The following is an 18,123-nucleotide window of genomic DNA, read 5'->3' as shown; positions in this document are numbered from 1 at the left end:
ATTCTCTTTACATGCTCTCACGATGCAGAATTAAATCTCATTATTTAAAAAAACCGACTAAAAAAACCGTTAAGATTGCAACGATCATAAAGATCAATGTTGAAGCTAACGATCTTAAAGAAAATCTTGATAAACCACATACACCGTGACCACTGGTACAACCTGACCCTAACCTTGTGCCAAATCCAACAAGCAGGCCAGCTAAAATAATTACCCACCATGACGCTGTTATTTCTACTACGGGTATGGTTTGGCTGAGCGTTTGATAAAGCCAAGGGGCACTGAATAATCCGACTAAAAAAAAGACCCGCCACAATACTCCTGAATTTTTTTGAAATATTCCACCTATGATGCCACTGATCCCCATAACCCTACCGCAAAATAGTATTAAAATCATGGCAGCAAGTCCAATCAAAACCCCACCAATTAAACTCTCAATAGGCGTAAATGCCTCTATATCAATCCACATATTCACCTCACTTCTGCATAATAATGTTTTGCTAGTATTAGCTAACTTTAAACTGTCAAGCTGGTTATATCATCCTAAAATTTTACACGCTAACACATGAGGCTGTGGAAGTACTTAAAGTTATTGATGTATCAAGTTACCAAAGCACATTTATGCTTGTTTAGGGCAGTACAGCTCATACATTGTTTGCAATAATTTAAAGATTTTAGGATCTTCAATTCTATAATAAATATGCTTTCCCACACGGCGTGTTTCAACTACCCCTTGCTTTCTCATGACGCCAAGTTGCTGAGATAAAGTTGGTTGTTTGATTCCCAAGGCTACTTCAAGCTCCCCTACATTCGCTTCCCCTTGACTCAAAAAGCACAACAAAAGTAATCGGTCATCATTCGCAAGCACCCTTAAGACCTCGGCGGCCTCTTTTGCAGCAACCTGCATAGCTTCTTGCAGTGGTGTCGTTGTTGATTGCAATGTAGCTAATTGCAATGAAGTAGTTAATTCGGCCATGTTTCCTCACCAAGTTAAATTCAGTTATGACTGTTAGATTGCTCTAATGCAAATGACCTATTGTATACATTTAAATAACAGTATGACATCACAAATCATGACAAAATTTATTGGAAAACATTTTACTTTTTTATATATTATATTTATCTTATCTATAAAGCAAATTCTAATTCCATTCATTAAAACAATAAAATTTATTAGGTTAACGTAACATGCACAATTACTTAGGAGGATATATGCAAGTACCTATTATTCAAGAATTTTTTGATAACGTAACTGCAACTGTCTGTTATGTCGTTTATGATAAACCAAACGGGAGTGCTATCATTATTGACTCAGTACTAGACTATGACCCTAAATCAGGCAGAACGTCTACGAAATGTGCTGATGGCGTTATCTCGTACATTAAAGACCATCAACTTACTGTGCAATGGATATTAGAAACCCATGCGCATGCTGATCACCTCTCTGCAGCACCTTATTTAAAAGAGCACTTAGGCGGTAAAATAGCTATCGGTGAAAAAATTACTGAAGTCCAAACAATCTTTAAAGACATATTTAATTTAGAAAAAGAATTTTTACCTAATGGCTCTCAATTTGATTATTTAATCAAAGCTGGAGAATCGCTTTCATTTGGAGATTTAACGCTTGAAACAATTGCCGTACCTGGCCATACGCCAGCTGATTTAGCTTACAAAATTAGTGATGCTATTTTTGTTGGAGACAGTCTATTTTTACCTGATGTAGGCACTGCTCGATGTGATTTTCCAGGTGGAAGTGCTAAAACATTGTGGCAATCTATCCAAAAATTACTGAGTTACCCACCTGAAACAAAATTATTTATGTGCCATGATTATCCACCTGCAGGAAGAAAACCCATGTTTGAGACAACACTTGGGGAGCAAAAACGTGCCAGCATTCATGTTAGGGATGGCATTACTGAATCTGAATTTATTGCGCTTCGTGAATCGAGAGATAAAACATTACCGATGCCAGTTCTGCTGTTACCTTCCGTGCAAGTGAACATTAGAGCTGGGAAGTTACCACCTAAAGAAGACAACGGGGTTACTTATCTTAAAATTCCAATCAATTTATTATAGAAGATGGCTGTCAATAATTAAACATAGAGTTACATCGCGATTATTCTATAACATTGATTTAAAATTAATAATTAAAGGTTGGTTAATTTAATCATATTCAAACGTAGAATGAAATTGTAGAGCAAAAAAGGAGTATCTAAAATGCTAACATCCATTTTATTTCATGCCGCTGAATTAGAAAGATGCAAAGCTATATTCAATAATATTAATAACTTGGTTATAGAGAATAAAGCGAGACTCAATACTGAATCTTATTTAGGGGATCTGCTTATTCATGTTATTTTTAATGGTGATTAGGTAAAATCCCTTATTAATTCGCCTCTTAACCATCTAGATGATGTAATCCCTTGGGCGGAAATTTCACCTCATGCCACTTTATTAGCCTGTGAAAATTCCCTTCGTTCAGCTAAAATTACGCAAGATATGCTGCCAGATTATATTCAAATTATTCCATCTAGTGTTTATAGCTTAATTACACACCAAAAAGAAGGATTTTGTTATATAAGACCTTAGTAATTAAATCACTTAGAAGTAAACAACCTCATGATATCCTCTGGTGCCTAGCAATTGGCGAAACTCAATTAGAGGATAAATGGGCAAAACATACGAAGGATAAACTATGAACAACACACCTCTTAATATCAAATATCTGACTGAATATCTCGCTGTCAGCCCACAATTGCTTCCTTCGGACATGCAAAAAGTCATGAATGCAGGCTTTAGAAGCCTTATTATTAATCTTCCAGATTTTGAACTTGGTGATACGCAGCCTACAGCGGAGTCTGTAATGAAAGAAGCTGAGATGCTTGGATTGGTCTGCGCCTATTTACCGGTATCGACACCTGCAATCACCCCAACTGATTGTCATAGATTTAAAGAATTAGTCAATTCATTACCACAACCTATTTTAGCATTTTGCCGTTCTGGCAATCGCTGCACCATATTATTTAATGGGTTGGGTTAAGCTGAAGAATCAATATCACCGCTATTGACTAAACTAGGTGGTGAAGTTGCCTAAATAAGATTTAATTCCATCTAAGAACATCTGGGTAGAAATCATCACCAACACTAGTCCCATGAGGCGTTCTAGTGCATTAATACCTTTACTACCTAGTATTTTCAGAAAGAAGTTTGACATCAATAAAATAACAGCAGAAAGTCCCCATGCCATAAATAAAGCGAACACTAAATTCCCCATGTCAGCTGTTTTTTGATTTGAAAGCAAAATCAAGGTAGCTAAAATAGAAGGTCCCGCAACTAGAGGTATTGCTAGTGGAACAATAAAAGGTTCTTCCCCAACACGTAATCCAAGACTATTACTTTCGCTAGATGGAAATATCATTTTAATTGCGATTAAAAATAAAATAATCCCACCTGATATAGAAACTGTTTCAGGTCTTAAGTCTAAAGTACTTAAAATTCCATTACCTGCAAATAAAAATAATAACATGACAAAAAGGGCGATCAACAACTCCCTCATGACAATTATTCGCCTGCGCTTAGGCTCTAAATACTTAAGTGCGGACATAAAAATAGGAAGATTACCTAAAGGATCCATAATCAAAAAAAGCAGCATCGTCGCGGAAAAAAGATCAGTCATGGGGCTTACCTTAACATTATTAGAGTGTTGTAAAATTATACACTTTTACTACCTCAAGCACATCTCAAAATTTAGGGTATTTTACTTTATATCTGAAGGTGTTTGAATGATGCATTTTTTCAGCAATGTGCTTAATGCTTAAGAAAGGCAGTAAAAACAAATTCTCTAATACGATATTTGATTGTTAACCGGTGAATCCTACAATAAAGCAAATAATATCACTATAGAAATAGTTGAAACATTATTTACAAGATCATCCACAGTGGGAAGCATCACACCACAGCCTTTAAATTACTTCTTGAAAATATACAACAATCAACGTAGCTATCAATAACACGATTCTATAGTGCCTAGACAGCATCATCTTTTGTCATCAAAAGTGAGGGCAGTTAATAAACATTCTCCACCCCAGCCCTTTTATAGCCTAATCACCATCTAAACTCTCTATAATCTTGACCATATCTCGCTGTTATTCAGCTGTACACTCCTTTTTCAAATAATTACAGATTAACCTAAAAAATTGTACTATTACAGTTTAGCCGTCACTAAACTTGTATTTTTTAAAATTGAATATAGATTGTTCCAAAATATTTGGCTCTACTCACCATTTTAATTATTTGAGTAATTTACTATTTCCACTTTTTTTTCTTCTACCCCTTGAACATTGTATTTTCACCCCCACATAACAGGCAGTGGTAATGAATCCATTACCAAAATAAAGTCGGTCTGGGTAAAATTAACCCTACCATAAATTTTAAGCAGTGAAATTATCTTACTATAATCATACTTAAGTCATTTCATGCCTAAGTATAAAGTAAAGGTAATTATTTTAAATTAACATTTGTCATTTAAATTACAGGAGCATTATTAATGAAAATTCGTCCTTTACATGATCGCGTTATTGTTAAACGTTTAGAAGTCGAATCAAAATCAGCTGGCGGAATTGTTTTAACAGGTTCTGCAGCAGGTAAATCGACACGTGGTGAAGTAATTGCCGTTGGAACAGGTCGTATTTTAGAAGATGGTAAAACAGCACCAATGAACGTTAAAATTGGCGATACTGTGATTTTTAGTGATGGTTATGGCGTTAAAGTTGAAAAAATAGATAACCAAGAAGTTTTAATTATGTCAGAAAACGATATTCTTGCAATTGTAGAATAATTAAAACGTTCAATTTTTTACTTCAAAACAGCTGATTGATATATTCAATCACTATTGTTAATTAATTACTCATTAATAAAAATAAAGGAAATAACATGGCAGCTAAAGATGTTAAATTTGGAAATGACGCTCGTATCAAAATGCTAAATGGCGTAAATATTCTTGCAAATGCAGTTAAAGTAACTCTAGGTCCTAAAGGTCGTAATGTTGTATTAGATAAATCATTTGGCTCACCAACAATCACTAAAGATGGTGTATCTGTTGCTCGTGAAATCGAATTAGAAGATAAATTCGAAAACATGGGTGCTCAAATGGTTAAAGAAGTTGCTTCTAAAGCAAATGATGCCGCGGGTGATGGTACAACTACTGCAACAGTATTAGCCCAAGCAATTGTTACCGAAGGTTTAAAAGCTGTTGCTGCTGGCATGAATCCAATGGATTTAAAACGTGGTATCGATAAAGCAGTTATCGCAGCTGTAGCGGAACTTAAAAAATTATCTGTACCGTGCGCTGATAGTAAAGCAATTGCACAAGTAGGTACAATTTCTGCTAACTCAGATGAAACAGTTGGTAAATTAATTGCACAAGCAATGGATAAAGTAGGTAAAGAAGGTGTTATCACTGTAGAAGAAGGCACTGGACTTGAAGATGAGCTAGATGTTGTTGAAGGTATGCAATTTGATCGTGGTTACTTATCACCATATTTCATCAACAAACCAGAAACAGGTGCAGTAGAATTAGACTCTCCTTATATTCTATTAGTTGATAAAAAAATCTCTAATATTCGTGAATTATTACCAATTTTAGAAGCAGTTGCAAAAGCTGGTAAGCCACTTGTCATTATTGCTGAAGATGTTGAAGGTGAGGCATTAGCAACATTGGTTGTTAATACTATGCGTGGTATTGTTAAAGTAGCAGCGGTTAAAGCACCAGGCTTTGGTGATCGTCGTAAAGCAATGCTTCAAGATATCGCTGTACTAACAAAAGGTACAGTCATTTCTGAAGAAGTTGGTTTAGAGCTAGAAAAAGCAACTTTAGACGATTTAGGTCAAGCAAAACGCGTTGTTATCAATAAAGATAATACGACTATCATCGATGGCGTGGGTGACGATGCTGATATTAAAGGCCGCGTTGCTCAAATTCGTCAACAAATCGAAGAAGCAACTTCTGACTACGACAAAGAAAAACTACAAGAGCGCGTTGCTAAACTTGCAGGTGGTGTTGCCGTGCTTAAAGTAGGCGCAGCAACTGAAATCGAAATGAAAGAGAAAAAAGCACGTGTTGAAGATGCATTACAAGCAACTCGCGCGGCAGTAGAAGAAGGTGTTGTTCCTGGTGGTGGTGTTGCGCTTGTACGTGCTGCTGCAACTATTGCAAGCTTAACAGGTGATAATGAAGATCAAACAGTTGGTATCAGAGTTGCACTTCGTGCAATGGAAGCACCATTACGTCAAATCGTAACTAACGCAGGAGAAGAAGCTTCTGTTGTGGTTAACCAAGTTAAAGCAGCTAAAGGTAACCAAGGTTACAATGCAGCAACTGAAGTATATGGTGATATGATTGAAATGGGTATTTTAGATCCGACCAAAGTAACTCGTTCAGCTCTTCAATACGCTTCTTCAATTGCAGGCTTAATGATTACAACTGAATGTATGATAACTGACCTACCAAAAGAAGATAAAGGCGCTGACATGGGTGCTGGTATGGGCGGCATGGGTGGAATGGGCGGCATGATGTAACCCCTTCACCTAAACATTTTAGGTTAAAACCCGCCTATATGGCGGGTTTTTTATACCTGCTTCATAATAATCATTTTTTGCTGAATGTATTCATATTGCATATATTAATCTAACCCTATTTTTAGCGCATGCTTTAAGTTATTATGAAGATGAAATTGTTATCAATTAATATCAGAATTGAGTTAATTAATTTGTTATACTAGTCGTAATTAAGTTATAAAGAAAACAATTTACGTTTTTTTCTTATTTTTCTAGTTTAGCCTCTTCATTTCTGTTCGACTTAATGATAAAAAGTAACTGTAATTCTATTATCTATCCTCATTTATCCCTAAATAGGATGAACTAGAATATTTCAACAAGTCCACAACAACGCAAATTGACGTTGCTATCTCAAACTTCATGCACAGGGATATATATGCAAAATAACTCTGCTTCAACACTACAACAATTTGATAAATCTAAAAAACTTGATAATGTCTGTTATGATATTCGTGGACCTGTACTCAAAGAAGCAAAACGAATGGAAGAAGAAGGCCATAAAATCATTAAGCTCAATATAGGTAATCCTGCGCCTTTTGGATTTGAGGCACCAGATGAAGTCTTAGTCGATGTCATTAAAAATCTCACCACCTCACAAGGGTACTGTGACTCGAAAGGACTCTTTTCAGCCAGAAAAGCGATTGTCCAACACTACCAAAAACGTAATATGCGTGATATGGATGTTGAAGATGTTTACATAGGTAACGGCGTATCAGAACTGATTGTCATGGCCATGCAAGCGCTCTTAAATACAGGTGATGAGGTATTAGTACCTGCACCTGATTACCCCTTATGGACTGCTGCTGTTACCCTATCAAATGGTAAAGCAATGCACTATATGTGTGATGAAGAAGCAGGCTGGTTACCTGATGTGGAGGATATTCGCAAAAAAATCACGCCAAGAACAAGAGCAATTGTGGTTATCAATCCCAATAATCCAACAGGTGCGGTATACAGCAAAGAAGTCTTGCTTGATATTATTGAACTCGCTCGCCAGCATGGTCTTATCATTTTTGCTGATGAAATCTATGATAAAATTTTATACGATGGTGCAGTTCATCATTCTGTTGGCACACTTGCCCCAGACTTACTCACGATTACATTTAACGGGCTATCCAAAACCTACCGTGTGGCTGGATTTAGACAAGGTTGGATGGTCATTCATGGTCCTAAAAAACATGCAAAAGGGTATATTGAAGGGCTTGAAATGTTAGCCTCAATGAGATTGTGCGCAAATGTGCCCATGCAACATGCGATTCAAACAGCACTAGGTGGTTACCAAAGTATTGAAGAGTTTATTCATCCTGGTGGTCGTCTTTATGAACAGCGAAATTTAGCCTGGGAATTAATTAATCAAATTCCCGGTGTTTCGTGCGTAAAACCGCAAGGTGCGCTTTATATGTTTCCGAAAATAGATATTAAACGATTTAATATTCACGATGACCAAAAAATGGTGCTTGATTTCTTACTGCAACAAAAAGTATTACTTGTCCAAGGTACTGGATTTAATTGGCCAAGACCTGACCATGTAAGAATCGTAACGCTACCAAGAGAAGATGAACTCACCACTGCAATTACGCGATTTGGGCAATTTTTACAAACGTATAGCCAGTTATAACTTTATACTGAAAAATCACATTATTTATTTTATCACTGAGTGCTTTTGGAGCTAAGAATGGCAAATCCTAATGACAAGGCTAATTTTACACAAGAAACAGGGTTAATTCATACAGGTAGAGATCCTCGCTATACCCTACAAACAGTCAATCCGATCGTACAAAGAGGCTCATCAATCATTTTCGATTCCTTAGCCCAAAAGCAGTTTGCTGGTCAAAATAAGCATAAAACAGAACTTTTTTATGGTAGGAGAGGTACACTTACCCATTTTGCCCTAAAGGAAGCCTTATGTGAATTAGAAGGAGGGGCGGGTTGTGCACTTTTCCCTTCTGGCGCGGCTGCTATCAGCCAATCCATTCTTGCCTTTGTGAAAACAGGCGATCATGTTTTAATGACAGGCTCAGCTTATGAACCATCACAAGATTTTTGTCACCATATTTTAACAAAATTTGGTGTCGAAACCACATTTTTCGAAGCCAGTATTAGTCATAAAATTATTGACTATATCAAGCCTAATACCAAAGTGTTATTTTTAGAATCGCCTGGTTCCATTACCATGGAAGTACAAGATATTCCAACCATAGTGCAATTAGCTAGAGCCAAAAACCCTGAAATCATTATCATGATTGATAATACATGGGCTGCAGGTTACTTATTTAAAGCGCTCTCTTTTGGAATAGATATCTCAATTCAGTCAGGGACTAAATATTTAATCGGCCATTCTGATTATATGCTTGGTACGGCAGTGAGTAATGAAAGATGTTGGGACCAATTGAGAGAACAAGCCTACACATTAGGCCAAACAGTTGATGCAGATACAGCGTATATGGCCTCTCGTGGTCTTAGAACGTTAGCTACTCGACTAAAACAACATGAAGCAAGTAGCCTACAAGTTGCAAATTGGTTAAATTCACATCCTTTGGTAGATAAAGTGTTTCACCCTGCATTAGCAAGTTGTCCTGGACATGAGTTTTTCAAGCGTGATTTCCAAGGTTCGTGTGGTTTATTTTCTTTTACGCTCAATCATAACCTCTCTGAGGAACAAATAGCGCACATGATAGAGCCTGCAAAGCTTTTTAAAATGGCTTTTTCTTGGGGTGGATTTGAATCTTTAATTTTGGCTATTGAACCAAATGCACTTAAAAGTATGAGACCAAAAAATAGTGTTGATATCACAACGACCCTTATACGTCTACATATTGGTCTGGAATCACCTGAAGATCTGATTCATGATCTAGGTAATATGCTTAAACGTATTGAAAATTACCTTTAATGCTTGACTCCCAAAGCTGAGCAAGGGATAACAAAAGTTCAGCAACGTATTACAGACTGAAAATAAAATCATTTATATTCAGATATACTTACCATCATTAATGGAGTGAATAATGAATAATTTCCAACTACATATGCCAACAAAAATTTTATTTGGTGAAGGTCAAATAGCTGCTATCTCTCAAGAAATTCCACAAGGTGCTAAGGTTTTAATTCTTTATGGCGGCGGTAGCATCATGAAAAATGGCGTATATGCACAGGTAAAAGAGGCGTTGACCGGTTTTGATGTGCAGGAGTTTGGTGGCATTGAAGCGAATCCAACTTATGATACCTTGATGAAAGCAGTTGAATTAATTCGTGCAGAAAAACTTGATTTTTTACTTGCTGTTGGTGGCGGTTCTGTTATTGATGGGACTAAGTTTGTGGCAGCGGCAGTAAATTACAAAGGCGACCCTTGGGAGATTTTAACTAAAGGCGGCGCTAGTGTGACTAATGCACTTCCATTCGGTAGCGTGTTAACTTTACCTGCAACAGGATCTGAAATGAATTGCGGCTCAGTGATTTCAAGACCAAGCATAGGCGCCAAACTTGCATTTCTATCACCACTGTGCTTTCCTAAATTTTCTGTTTTAGACCCCACATCAACCTATTCATTACCAACTCGTCAAGTCGCTAATGGCGTAGTAGATGCATTTGTGCATACTATTGAACAATATCTAACCTACCCTGTTAATGCTCCTATCCAAGATAGATTTGCTGAAGGTATTTTCTTAACACTTATTGAAGAAGGTCCCAAAGCACTTGCTAACCCACTTGATTATGGTACAAGAGCAAATATTATGTGGACGGCTACTTTAGCACTTAATGGTCTAATAGGCGCAGGCGTACCACAAGACTGGGCAACTCATATGCTAGGGCATGAATTGACTGCACTGCATGGATTAGATCACGCTCAAACGTTAGCCATTATCCTGCCTGCATTAATGACAATTAAACAAGATACAAAACACGCAAAACTGTTACAATTTGCTAATCGTGTTTGGGGAATTACAAAAGGTACTGATGAAGAAAAAATTGCCGAAGCAATTCGAAAAACTCGTGACTTTTTTGAAAAAATGGGTAATAAAACACGCTTATCTGATTATGATATTAGCGAAGAAAGTATTCCTAAGTTAATTGCTAAACTCAAGGAGCATGGCATGACAGCATTAGGAGAAAATCAAGATATTACATTAGAAGTAAGTGAAGATATCTTACGCCTAGCACTCTAATATTTTATTAATCGTTTTAGTATTTGAGGTACATTAAGTCTCTATGGATATATTTTTAACCATTCTGGTGCTAACACTTGCAGTATCACTATCTGGGGTTGTAACTCGCATATTGCCTTTTCAAGCGCCTTTACCGATTATTCAAATCGTAATTGGGGCGATATTGGCGCTGCCTTATTTCGGCATGCATGTTACCTTTGATCCAAACCTTTTCTTACTCTTATTTATTCCACCATTACTTTTTTCAGATGGTTGGAAGACCCCCTTAAGAGAATTAATTGCTAATTCAAGAGAAATTATCGGTTTAGCCCTGGTTTTAGTTCTGATAACTGTCATCGGAATTGGTTATTTAATCCATTGGATGTTGCCTGGTTTACCCTTAGTTGCAGCATTTGCCTTGGCTGCAGTTTTATCGCCAACAGATGCTGTCGCACTATCTGGTATAGTCGGTAAAGGTAGAATGCCTCACCGTTTAATGGGTGTATTAGAAGGAGAGGCGTTGATGAATGATGCCTCTGGTCTAGTCGCCCTAAAATTTGCCATATTAGTAGTAACTGGCGTCATGGAATTTAGTGTTTCCACTGCTTCAGTAGAATTTGTTAAAGTGGCATTTGGTGGATTATTTGTCGGTATCGCAGTAACTTGGCTATATTCAAGAGCATTAATGCTGATGATAAGATGGCGTGGTGACGATCCTGCTACCCAAATCGTGATGCTACTATTACTCCCGTTTGCTTCGTATTTAGTTGCTGAGCATTTACACACATCAGGTATTTTAGCAGCGGTTGCCGCTGGTATTACCTTCAATCATACAGGAGTAATGCGCCAAGCCTCTATCGCAACAAGACTTCGTGCAAACGGAGTATGGACCATGCTGGAGTTTGTCTTCAACGGTATGGTATTTATTATGCTAGGATTACAGTTACCAGATATATTAACGTCCTCTTTTAGCCAGGCTGAAGCTGATAAAAGCATTGAAACTTGGACACTTTTTTTATATGTTCCGTTAATTTATATTGCACTATTAGTATTGCGCTTTATTTGGTTTTTTTGCATGAAGAAAGGTGGGGATCTCATGTTTAAGAAAAAGCCAATGATTCTTTCACAATACTCAATAAAAGATATCTTTATTGCGACTTTCTCAGGGGTTCGAGGTGCAATTACACTTGCAGGTGTACTATCTATTCCCTTATTGACCGATATTGAAAATGGCATTCCTTTTCCTGGTCGTTACCAGTTAGTCTTCATTGCAACTGGTATCATTTTAATTTCAATTATTGTCGCGATTGTGATTCTGCCGTTTTTATTAAAAGGTGTACAAGCAGTTGACCATAAAGCCCTAGAAGCAGAGCAGCGCATCGCACGTCTCGCTATGGCAGAAGCAGCGATTCACACGATTAATAAAATGCAAGAGCATCTTTCTCATGATGCTGAAGAAAATTATGATGACGAACTATTACAAGAAGCGAGCATGAATGCAACGACAACGCTCAGAAGGCGACTTGATAATCGTGATAATGAAGAGAGGTCACTTGCTTTAGAAGGATTAGAACGCAGATTCATGCTTGCGGGTTTAAGAGCTGAACGATCCAAACTCTATAAGCTACGAGCAAGAAAAGAAATCAGTAATGATACAATGAATATGATATTACATGACTTAGATTTATTAGAAGCAGTGTTAATTGATAAAGACCCACATCATTAAGCTAAGCTGCCTTTTATGAGTATTATTCCATCTAAATGAATAATACTCATCTTGCTTTTAATTGTATTTTTACCTATGCCCTAAGGGAGCACTATGGCTAATATTACCCCATCTTTTAAGCTTTCCATAAAACAAGGACGCGTGCTGATTTTAATTAGTATTTTAGTCACTTCATTTAACTTACGAACGGCGGTCACCTCCCTGACTCCATTAGTTGAAAAATTACATGAAAGTTTTGAATTTGGAAATTTTTTAGTGGGTGTGTTTGGTATGCTTCCGACTATGGCATTTGCAGCTGCCGGCATTGTTACCCCTGCCTTTATGCGTAAAATCAATCTAGAAAAAACAGTGATTGCCGCAATGTTGTTTGCCTTTATTGGTTTACTCCTTAGATCATACAGCATGAACATCCCCTTTTTTTTAGCAAGTTCATTAATTGCACTACTAGGAATGGGCATGGGTAACGTAGTTCTGCCGCCATTGGTTAAACGTTATTTCCCAGAAAAAATAGGTTCAATTAGTATCTATTATATTGTCATTTTACAAATCGGGACCTTGCTCCCTGCATTTACTGCTGTACCTCTTGCAAATTTAGTGGATTGGCGATTTTCATTAGGAATATGGGCTGTGACTGCTTTTATTAGTCTTGCTTTATGGCTTTATGTCTGGTTTGCATACCCTGCAATGCGTGAAGCATCAGTAGCTTCTTCTTCATCAAACAACAAAGCGGCAACACCAGAAATACATAATAATGAAGAAGACCAGCTAGAGAATCATAAAACACAAGGTAAAGTCTGGCGCGCTCCACTTGCCTGGGGGTTAGCGTTAATGTTTGGCATGACCTCACTCAATACCTATTCTATGTTCAGTTGGCTGCCTAGAATCTTTACTTCAGCGGGCGCTACTCAAGTTTTCGCTGGCAATATGGTAGGTCTGTTTTCAGCGCTTGGACTACTCAGTGCATTTTTAGCACCGCTTGCTGCAGTAAGGTTAAAAAATCCTTTGCCGTTTGTACTGATATGTATTTTTTGCTTTGTAACAGGTTATTTAGGTCTACTATTTGCACCTTTAGCCGCTCCTCTAATATGGGTCACGCTAGTGGGGCTTGGTCCTAGCACTTTTCCTTTCGCATTAACCTTAATCAATTTGAGGACTCGCACAGCGCAGGGTTCCGCCTCCTTATCCTCTTTTGGCCAAGGAATTGGATATTTACTGAGCTGCGCAGGTCCTCTCATGTTTGGATTATTCCACGATTGGTTTAATAATTGGCACGCCCCTTTTATTTTTCTAGGGTTTTGCTTATGCGTCTTATTCATCGGGGGATTAATTGTTAGCAAACCCCGTTTCTTAGAAGATGAATGGTAATTAATTCATTACAAAACAAACAGTTACCACAAGACAGATGGTATACTTGATAATTTTGATGTTATTTCGTTCGTTTAAATAGTACATTTAACACAATAAAAACTAACTATCTACTTAACTTAAATGAATTTAATGATGAAAATCCCATGTAAAAAAATCGCTTTATTTACCCTACTTCTCTTTTTCTCAATCGGGAACGTGATGACTAGCTGGGCTAAAGTCGGAATTTCTGTTGAAACAATCATAGCTGAGTATGAAAAACAATTTCCATTTATGGATATTTTAGATTTTGAAATGCTTCATAATGAAACAGAATCCCAGCAATTTGAAGGGTTCGCAAATTACGCATTGAAAGAAAATATTTATGCTTGTTATATGCAATTTCCAAATCACATAGTTTTAAAAGAACTAAAATCAGGTGTAGCTGAGGAACCTTTATTTATTTTTGGAGACTTTTATGGAAAAAGTAAGGTTAGTTTTACTCCACCTCAATTTTATAGTAAAGAACAAGCTTTAATGCTTGATAAGGTTCCTTTATTTATCAGTATAAATAACAAAAAAGATGACTTGAATCATGCAAGTGATAAACTCAGTTCTTTTTATGAACAAAAAAACAAAGAGATATCAAACTTCATTTCTCAATTAGATTTTCGATTATCTGAAATAGAAAAACAAATCAATCTGGTAGAACATGATTTCACACGTGCAAGTCAGCACGATAAATTAATTGCACCTTATCGATATATCCTATCAGATTTAAATAGAAAACATATTAAATTAATTAGCCAGCGTACAGCTCAAATGGAAAAATATAGACATTTAGAGGCAAAGGGGGCTATTGAAGCGCTATCCGAAGGTGAGTATTTGAATGAAAGCTATTGTTTAGAATCTTATGAGTTTAACTATGATATGTAACAATATATCCTCGCTTGGAATATGTTGCTCAATTAATAAGCGGTAGCAGATTTTTCCCTAAATAAAGATGTAAGACTTATAATCTATTGAGGCTTGTAACTTGAAATACAAATATCTGATTTTAATTTTTTATTTATTTATACCTTTTACTCATGCGAATTCGACTGTACTTTCTAGAGAATTACTGAATTCTGAAATAAACGCTCAGCTAATAACAGGGGTAATTATTGAAGAAATTCAAATCGAAGAAAATCATGAATTAGACGAACTGACTAGTCAGTTACCGCAAGAGTATGTGTTAAAAGACTATAATATTCAAGGATCATTCGTATTAACCAAGGAGTTTTATTTAGAGTTTCCTAGCCTAGGGAGCAATAAAAGCATCTATCAAAAAATTGGACTGATTAATGAATCTAAACCATTTAGCGCCTCAGTGCAAAGTTTAACGACAGATGAGTCTACCAAATTATTCATTGACGACTTAAAGACGCCAATATTTGCACCTTACATTACGAATGACAAAATTCCTCCTGAAGCGTTATTAGTTGGGACCAATCGTTTTTTGCAATATGTGGCTGAGCGACAAGATCATTATGCTAAATTATATGAATCTCTCTCCCCAACCTTAATTAAAATTAAAGAGTTAAAGGAAAAAGAGAGGCAATTATCCACGGAATTAGAAGCCTATTGGTCAGCTATCACACTAAATGGAAATCATTTCAACTCGAGAGCAGATTTTTTGAGGTATGCCAATACTGAAGTTAAAAACCATATCGAGAATGAAAATCCAAAACAGTTTGCTGAAAATTATATTAAAGAAAAATATCTCCCTAATGCAAAATACTATGATTCATGGGATCCTACTATTGACAAATTGAAACAACAAATGGATAAAGCAATAGACAACCAATTAGAACAATTCAATAGCAGCCTTAGAGTCCTTAAAGAAAAAGAAGAAAAATTAATAGCCCAATATTATATGCCTGTTATAGGAAAATATAATGAACTTGATAAAATTTCTTTGGATATTGAAACTTTATCATCGGAGATAAAATTAAAACTAATTGAATATAAACAGTATTGCACGAATTTATCGTCTTACTCTGAATTAATGACGTTAGAGCCGACTCATTGTGATGATATTTAATTGAGATGATGAACCTGTTTAATCTCATTTACTGTTAATAATCAAATAGCATTAACATTCCAAGGTACAATACACTACTAAACTGTAGGCAATGACTGCATTTTTTACAATTTTAGCAATGAACTGTTTCAGTAAAAATTGCACATGACAAAGCAACAAAAGAGTCAATATGAAAATAAAAATTTTAATTCTCTTATCCGCCCTATTTTTAACTAGATTTGTCACCGCTGACTATACTGAAAATGCGGTTAGGCGTATTTTATTAGAAAAAATGCCACAATTTGAATTAGTCAATTTCAGCATCACCAATACCAATATCGTTGCGACCACTGCACCAAAAAGTTCATTACACGTTAAAGGTGAAATTAAAGCACTTGAACCGTTATACCAAGAATTGAACTACTTCCATTTTGTTAAAGATTGGCATGAAGGATATCAACCTGTTATTTTTTATGAAAAATTCATAAATGAAAATGATACATTAGACTTTATAGCTGTAGTCGATTCGGTCAATAGAGGCTCTGCATTTATAAATAGACAATCTCCCTCCTATTCATTAAGCAATATTACTGTTACAAATAAACAGGGTGTTTCGATCGATATTAATCCAGACACGCTAGTCACTCAACAGTATCTAAGCAGTCCCCCTTATGCACAAGGCAATAAAATACGCTACCTCGTTATTGATGATCCTGATGCCAGTGAAAATTTTGCTAAGCTTGTTGCATCATTTAAATTGGATATTGAAAAATTTAACACTCAGATGGCTGAAGCTCAAGCCTCTATAGCCAAGCTTGAATCCGAATTAGAAGCTATCAAACTTGAACAGCAAAATTATTGGAAAAATATCAACATTTTTGGTCAAGAAATTCAAAGCAAAGAGGATCTGTTAAAAGTATTTGATAACGAGATAAACCAATTTAAACGGCTAAATAACCCGTATGACAAGATAGCAAAATACGATCTAGAAATATTTAAAGCCCATGAGAAAAGCATGTCTTCTCATCATGAAAATGAAACAATTGAAGCTTTAGAATTAGAAAGAACAAAAACCATCCAGAATATTTGGCAAGAGTATCATGATAGATTAACTCTAATCACTCAATCCTTAGTAGATTTGGTTGAACGATATGAAATAGAGTACGCTTTTTTAGACACTCATATCCAACATATTGAACAAAAGATAAAAATCGAAAAACTCACAATAAACGACATTACTAAGCAAAATAACATTTATGAGCAAGAACTCAATGAATTTTTACTCCACATGAAAACCAGAGGACTTTCAATTGAATAGCATATTAAAAAAATTATTTAACTTACTATTTATATCTTCTGGTTTACTATATGGTGCTTATGTGAATGCCATAGAAGAGTCGACAAATTGGGCATTTTCAAGGATTCATACAAATGCACTCCCCTCTTCTTTGAATATTGACTATGATAGCTTAAGCTTGTATTTTAAACAAAGACCGATTCAAATTAGCCAAAAAAATTTAGTCATCGGTAATATCTGTACGATTAAACTTTCTAAAGAAGATATTATTCCACTTGACTTACAAAAAATGTTAACCGTTGATGTTAATCAATATTTCATAGATAAAGCCACCGATTATCCTTTTATTCAACTTTTCACTAATTTAGAAATTAAAGCCCCTTATGATTTTTATCAGTTTAATTTACCTGGCATGCAAATTGCATTTCCTGATTGGATGAAAAAAAACACAATCAAGGGATATGAGACACAAGCGTTTGGAAATCCATTTGAACTATCTCAGTCAGATTGCTCGATGAACCTTATTTCCAATCATTTTCGCAAAGCTGTGTTTAATGAGAAATACTTAATCATATTTTTCAGTGTTTACTCTGTACTGGTATAGTTTTCTTGTAGGCAATTATAGCCTACAATGACAATCAAACTGGAGACATTACATGACAGATAAAAACAGAAAAGTGCGCCAATCTTTTACCCCAAAACAAAAGAATGAATTCGCTAAACTCATCGTTGAAGATAATCATTCAATTAAACACGTTATGGAAATTTCTGGTGCATCTCACTCAGCTGTTACGCGCTGGAAAAGTCAGTATTTAAATGAGACAGCCGGTAATTTAGCTGAGGGTAAAGTTCCCCTGAATGAAGACAAAAGAGAAATTTATGAGCTCAAACGCCAGTTAGCTGAAGCCCGCGAGGATATCCGCATTCTAAAAAAGGCAAC

General features: G+C 36.0%; 18 protein-coding genes. 15 read left to right on the top strand and 3 right to left on the bottom strand.

Annotation, left to right across the window (positions count from 1 at the left end):
- Positions 1 to 40: 40 nt before the first annotated feature.
- Both BMW37_RS11485 and BMW37_RS11480 read right to left on the bottom strand, forming a co-directional pair.
- Positions 41 to 469 (bottom strand): YeeE/YedE family protein, encoded by a 429-nt coding sequence (locus tag BMW37_RS11485; protein ID WP_093321204.1) that lies wholly within the window; start codon positions 467 to 469, stop codon positions 41 to 43.
- A gap of 150 nt (positions 470 to 619) precedes the next feature.
- Complete coding sequence (locus BMW37_RS11480; RefSeq protein WP_093321253.1) at positions 620 to 907, bottom strand: ArsR/SmtB family transcription factor; 288 nt, start codon at positions 905 to 907, stop codon at positions 620 to 622.
- Between the two features lie 305 nt (positions 908 to 1,212).
- Between BMW37_RS11480 and BMW37_RS11475 the strand changes: the two genes are divergently transcribed.
- From BMW37_RS11475 to BMW37_RS11470, 3 genes are all read left to right on the top strand, one after another.
- Complete coding sequence (locus tag BMW37_RS11475; protein ID WP_093321202.1) at positions 1,213 to 2,076, top strand: MBL fold metallo-hydrolase; 864 nt, start codon at positions 1,213 to 1,215, stop codon at positions 2,074 to 2,076.
- A 141-nt stretch (positions 2,077 to 2,217) separates the two neighbouring features.
- The gene (locus BMW37_RS15160; protein WP_177168656.1) at positions 2,218 to 2,373 is read left to right on the top strand and encodes a hypothetical protein; all 156 of its coding nucleotides are present in this window, start codon (positions 2,218 to 2,220) and stop codon (positions 2,371 to 2,373) included.
- A 322-nt stretch (positions 2,374 to 2,695) separates the two neighbouring features.
- On the top strand, positions 2,696 to 3,040 hold the full coding sequence (locus BMW37_RS11470) for a protein tyrosine phosphatase family protein (RefSeq protein WP_093321199.1): 345 nt from the start codon (positions 2,696 to 2,698) through the stop codon (positions 3,038 to 3,040).
- A 33-nt stretch (positions 3,041 to 3,073) separates the two neighbouring features.
- On the opposite strand, the gene BMW37_RS11465 is transcribed toward BMW37_RS11470, so the two are convergent.
- On the bottom strand, positions 3,074 to 3,676 hold the full coding sequence (locus tag BMW37_RS11465) for a YhgN family NAAT transporter (RefSeq protein WP_093321196.1): 603 nt from the start codon (positions 3,674 to 3,676) through the stop codon (positions 3,074 to 3,076).
- A gap of 870 nt (positions 3,677 to 4,546) precedes the next feature.
- On the opposite strand from BMW37_RS11465, the gene BMW37_RS11460 reads away from it, so the two are divergent.
- The 12 genes from BMW37_RS11460 to BMW37_RS11405 all read left to right on the top strand — a co-directional run.
- Positions 4,547 to 4,837 carry a co-chaperone GroES gene (locus BMW37_RS11460; RefSeq protein ID WP_093321194.1) on the top strand — a complete coding sequence of 97 codons (291 nt, stop codon included), beginning with the start codon at positions 4,547 to 4,549 and terminating at the stop codon, positions 4,835 to 4,837.
- Between the two features lie 95 nt (positions 4,838 to 4,932).
- Positions 4,933 to 6,576: a chaperonin GroEL gene (gene groL, locus BMW37_RS11455; protein ID WP_093321192.1), complete on the top strand. Its 1,644-nt coding sequence runs from the start codon at positions 4,933 to 4,935 to the stop codon at positions 6,574 to 6,576.
- A gap of 415 nt (positions 6,577 to 6,991) precedes the next feature.
- Positions 6,992 to 8,233 carry a pyridoxal phosphate-dependent aminotransferase gene (locus BMW37_RS11450; RefSeq protein ID WP_093321190.1) on the top strand — a complete coding sequence of 414 codons (1,242 nt, stop codon included), beginning with the start codon at positions 6,992 to 6,994 and terminating at the stop codon, positions 8,231 to 8,233.
- Positions 8,234 to 8,290: 57 nt separating this feature from the next.
- Positions 8,291 to 9,505 (top strand): cystathionine beta-lyase, encoded by a 1,215-nt coding sequence (metC, locus tag BMW37_RS11445; protein WP_093321187.1) that lies wholly within the window; start codon positions 8,291 to 8,293, stop codon positions 9,503 to 9,505.
- A gap of 112 nt (positions 9,506 to 9,617) precedes the next feature.
- Positions 9,618 to 10,775, top strand: a complete 1,158-nt coding sequence (yqhD, locus tag BMW37_RS11440) for an alcohol dehydrogenase (RefSeq protein ID WP_093321184.1) — start codon at positions 9,618 to 9,620, stop codon at positions 10,773 to 10,775.
- A gap of 43 nt (positions 10,776 to 10,818) precedes the next feature.
- Positions 10,819 to 12,480 carry a Na+/H+ antiporter gene (locus BMW37_RS11435; RefSeq protein WP_093321182.1) on the top strand — a complete coding sequence of 554 codons (1,662 nt, stop codon included), beginning with the start codon at positions 10,819 to 10,821 and terminating at the stop codon, positions 12,478 to 12,480.
- Between the two features lie 93 nt (positions 12,481 to 12,573).
- Positions 12,574 to 13,845, top strand: a complete 1,272-nt coding sequence (locus BMW37_RS11430; RefSeq protein WP_093321180.1) for a CynX/NimT family MFS transporter — start codon at positions 12,574 to 12,576, stop codon at positions 13,843 to 13,845.
- Between the two features lie 135 nt (positions 13,846 to 13,980).
- Positions 13,981 to 14,760 (top strand): hypothetical protein, encoded by a 780-nt coding sequence (locus tag BMW37_RS11425; protein ID WP_143047644.1) that lies wholly within the window; start codon positions 13,981 to 13,983, stop codon positions 14,758 to 14,760.
- Positions 14,761 to 14,860: 100 nt separating this feature from the next.
- The gene (locus tag BMW37_RS11420) at positions 14,861 to 15,907 is read left to right on the top strand and encodes a hypothetical protein (RefSeq protein ID WP_093321174.1); all 1,047 of its coding nucleotides are present in this window, start codon (positions 14,861 to 14,863) and stop codon (positions 15,905 to 15,907) included.
- 169 nt (positions 15,908 to 16,076) lie between these two features.
- Positions 16,077 to 17,204 carry a hypothetical protein gene (locus BMW37_RS11415; protein ID WP_093321172.1) on the top strand — a complete coding sequence of 376 codons (1,128 nt, stop codon included), beginning with the start codon at positions 16,077 to 16,079 and terminating at the stop codon, positions 17,202 to 17,204.
- The gene (locus BMW37_RS11410) at positions 17,197 to 17,787 is read left to right on the top strand and encodes a hypothetical protein (RefSeq protein WP_093321169.1); all 591 of its coding nucleotides are present in this window, start codon (positions 17,197 to 17,199) and stop codon (positions 17,785 to 17,787) included. Before BMW37_RS11415 ends, BMW37_RS11410 begins: the two co-directional genes overlap by 8 nt.
- Before the next feature lie 52 nt (positions 17,788 to 17,839).
- Positions 17,840 to 18,123 (top strand): transposase (locus BMW37_RS11405; RefSeq protein ID WP_143047643.1); only part of this gene is annotated, 284 nt, incomplete at its 3' end.

The sequence above is a fragment of the Thorsellia anophelis DSM 18579 genome, from assembly GCF_900111395.1.
In the GTDB taxonomy this organism is placed as follows: domain Bacteria; phylum Pseudomonadota; class Gammaproteobacteria; order Enterobacterales; family Thorselliaceae; genus Thorsellia; species Thorsellia anophelis.
The sequence above is the reverse complement of the archived record's forward strand: the minus strand, read 5'-3'. Positions and strand labels throughout refer to the sequence as shown.

Coding starts and splice junctions, on each gene's coding strand:
- BMW37_RS11485 (WP_093321204.1), bottom strand. CDS start 469: ATGTGGATTGATATAGAGGCATTTACGCCTATTGAGAGTTTAATTGGT.
- BMW37_RS11480 (WP_093321253.1), bottom strand. CDS start 907: ATGCAGGTTGCTGCAAAAGAGGCCGCCGAGGTCTTAAGGGTGCTTGCG.
- BMW37_RS11475 (WP_093321202.1), top strand. CDS start 1,213: ATGCAAGTACCTATTATTCAAGAATTTTTTGATAACGTAACTGCAACT.
- BMW37_RS15160 (WP_177168656.1), top strand. CDS start 2,218: ATGCTAACATCCATTTTATTTCATGCCGCTGAATTAGAAAGATGCAAA.
- BMW37_RS11470 (WP_093321199.1), top strand. CDS start 2,696: ATGAACAACACACCTCTTAATATCAAATATCTGACTGAATATCTCGCT.
- BMW37_RS11465 (WP_093321196.1), bottom strand. CDS start 3,676: ATGACTGATCTTTTTTCCGCGACGATGCTGCTTTTTTTGATTATGGAT.
- BMW37_RS11460 (WP_093321194.1), top strand. CDS start 4,547: ATGAAAATTCGTCCTTTACATGATCGCGTTATTGTTAAACGTTTAGAA.
- groL (WP_093321192.1), top strand. CDS start 4,933: ATGGCAGCTAAAGATGTTAAATTTGGAAATGACGCTCGTATCAAAATG.
- BMW37_RS11450 (WP_093321190.1), top strand. CDS start 6,992: ATGCAAAATAACTCTGCTTCAACACTACAACAATTTGATAAATCTAAA.
- metC (WP_093321187.1), top strand. CDS start 8,291: ATGGCAAATCCTAATGACAAGGCTAATTTTACACAAGAAACAGGGTTA.
- yqhD (WP_093321184.1), top strand. CDS start 9,618: ATGAATAATTTCCAACTACATATGCCAACAAAAATTTTATTTGGTGAA.
- BMW37_RS11435 (WP_093321182.1), top strand. CDS start 10,819: ATGGATATATTTTTAACCATTCTGGTGCTAACACTTGCAGTATCACTA.
- BMW37_RS11430 (WP_093321180.1), top strand. CDS start 12,574: ATGGCTAATATTACCCCATCTTTTAAGCTTTCCATAAAACAAGGACGC.
- BMW37_RS11425 (WP_143047644.1), top strand. CDS start 13,981: ATGAAAATCCCATGTAAAAAAATCGCTTTATTTACCCTACTTCTCTTT.
- BMW37_RS11415 (WP_093321172.1), top strand. CDS start 16,077: ATGAAAATAAAAATTTTAATTCTCTTATCCGCCCTATTTTTAACTAGA.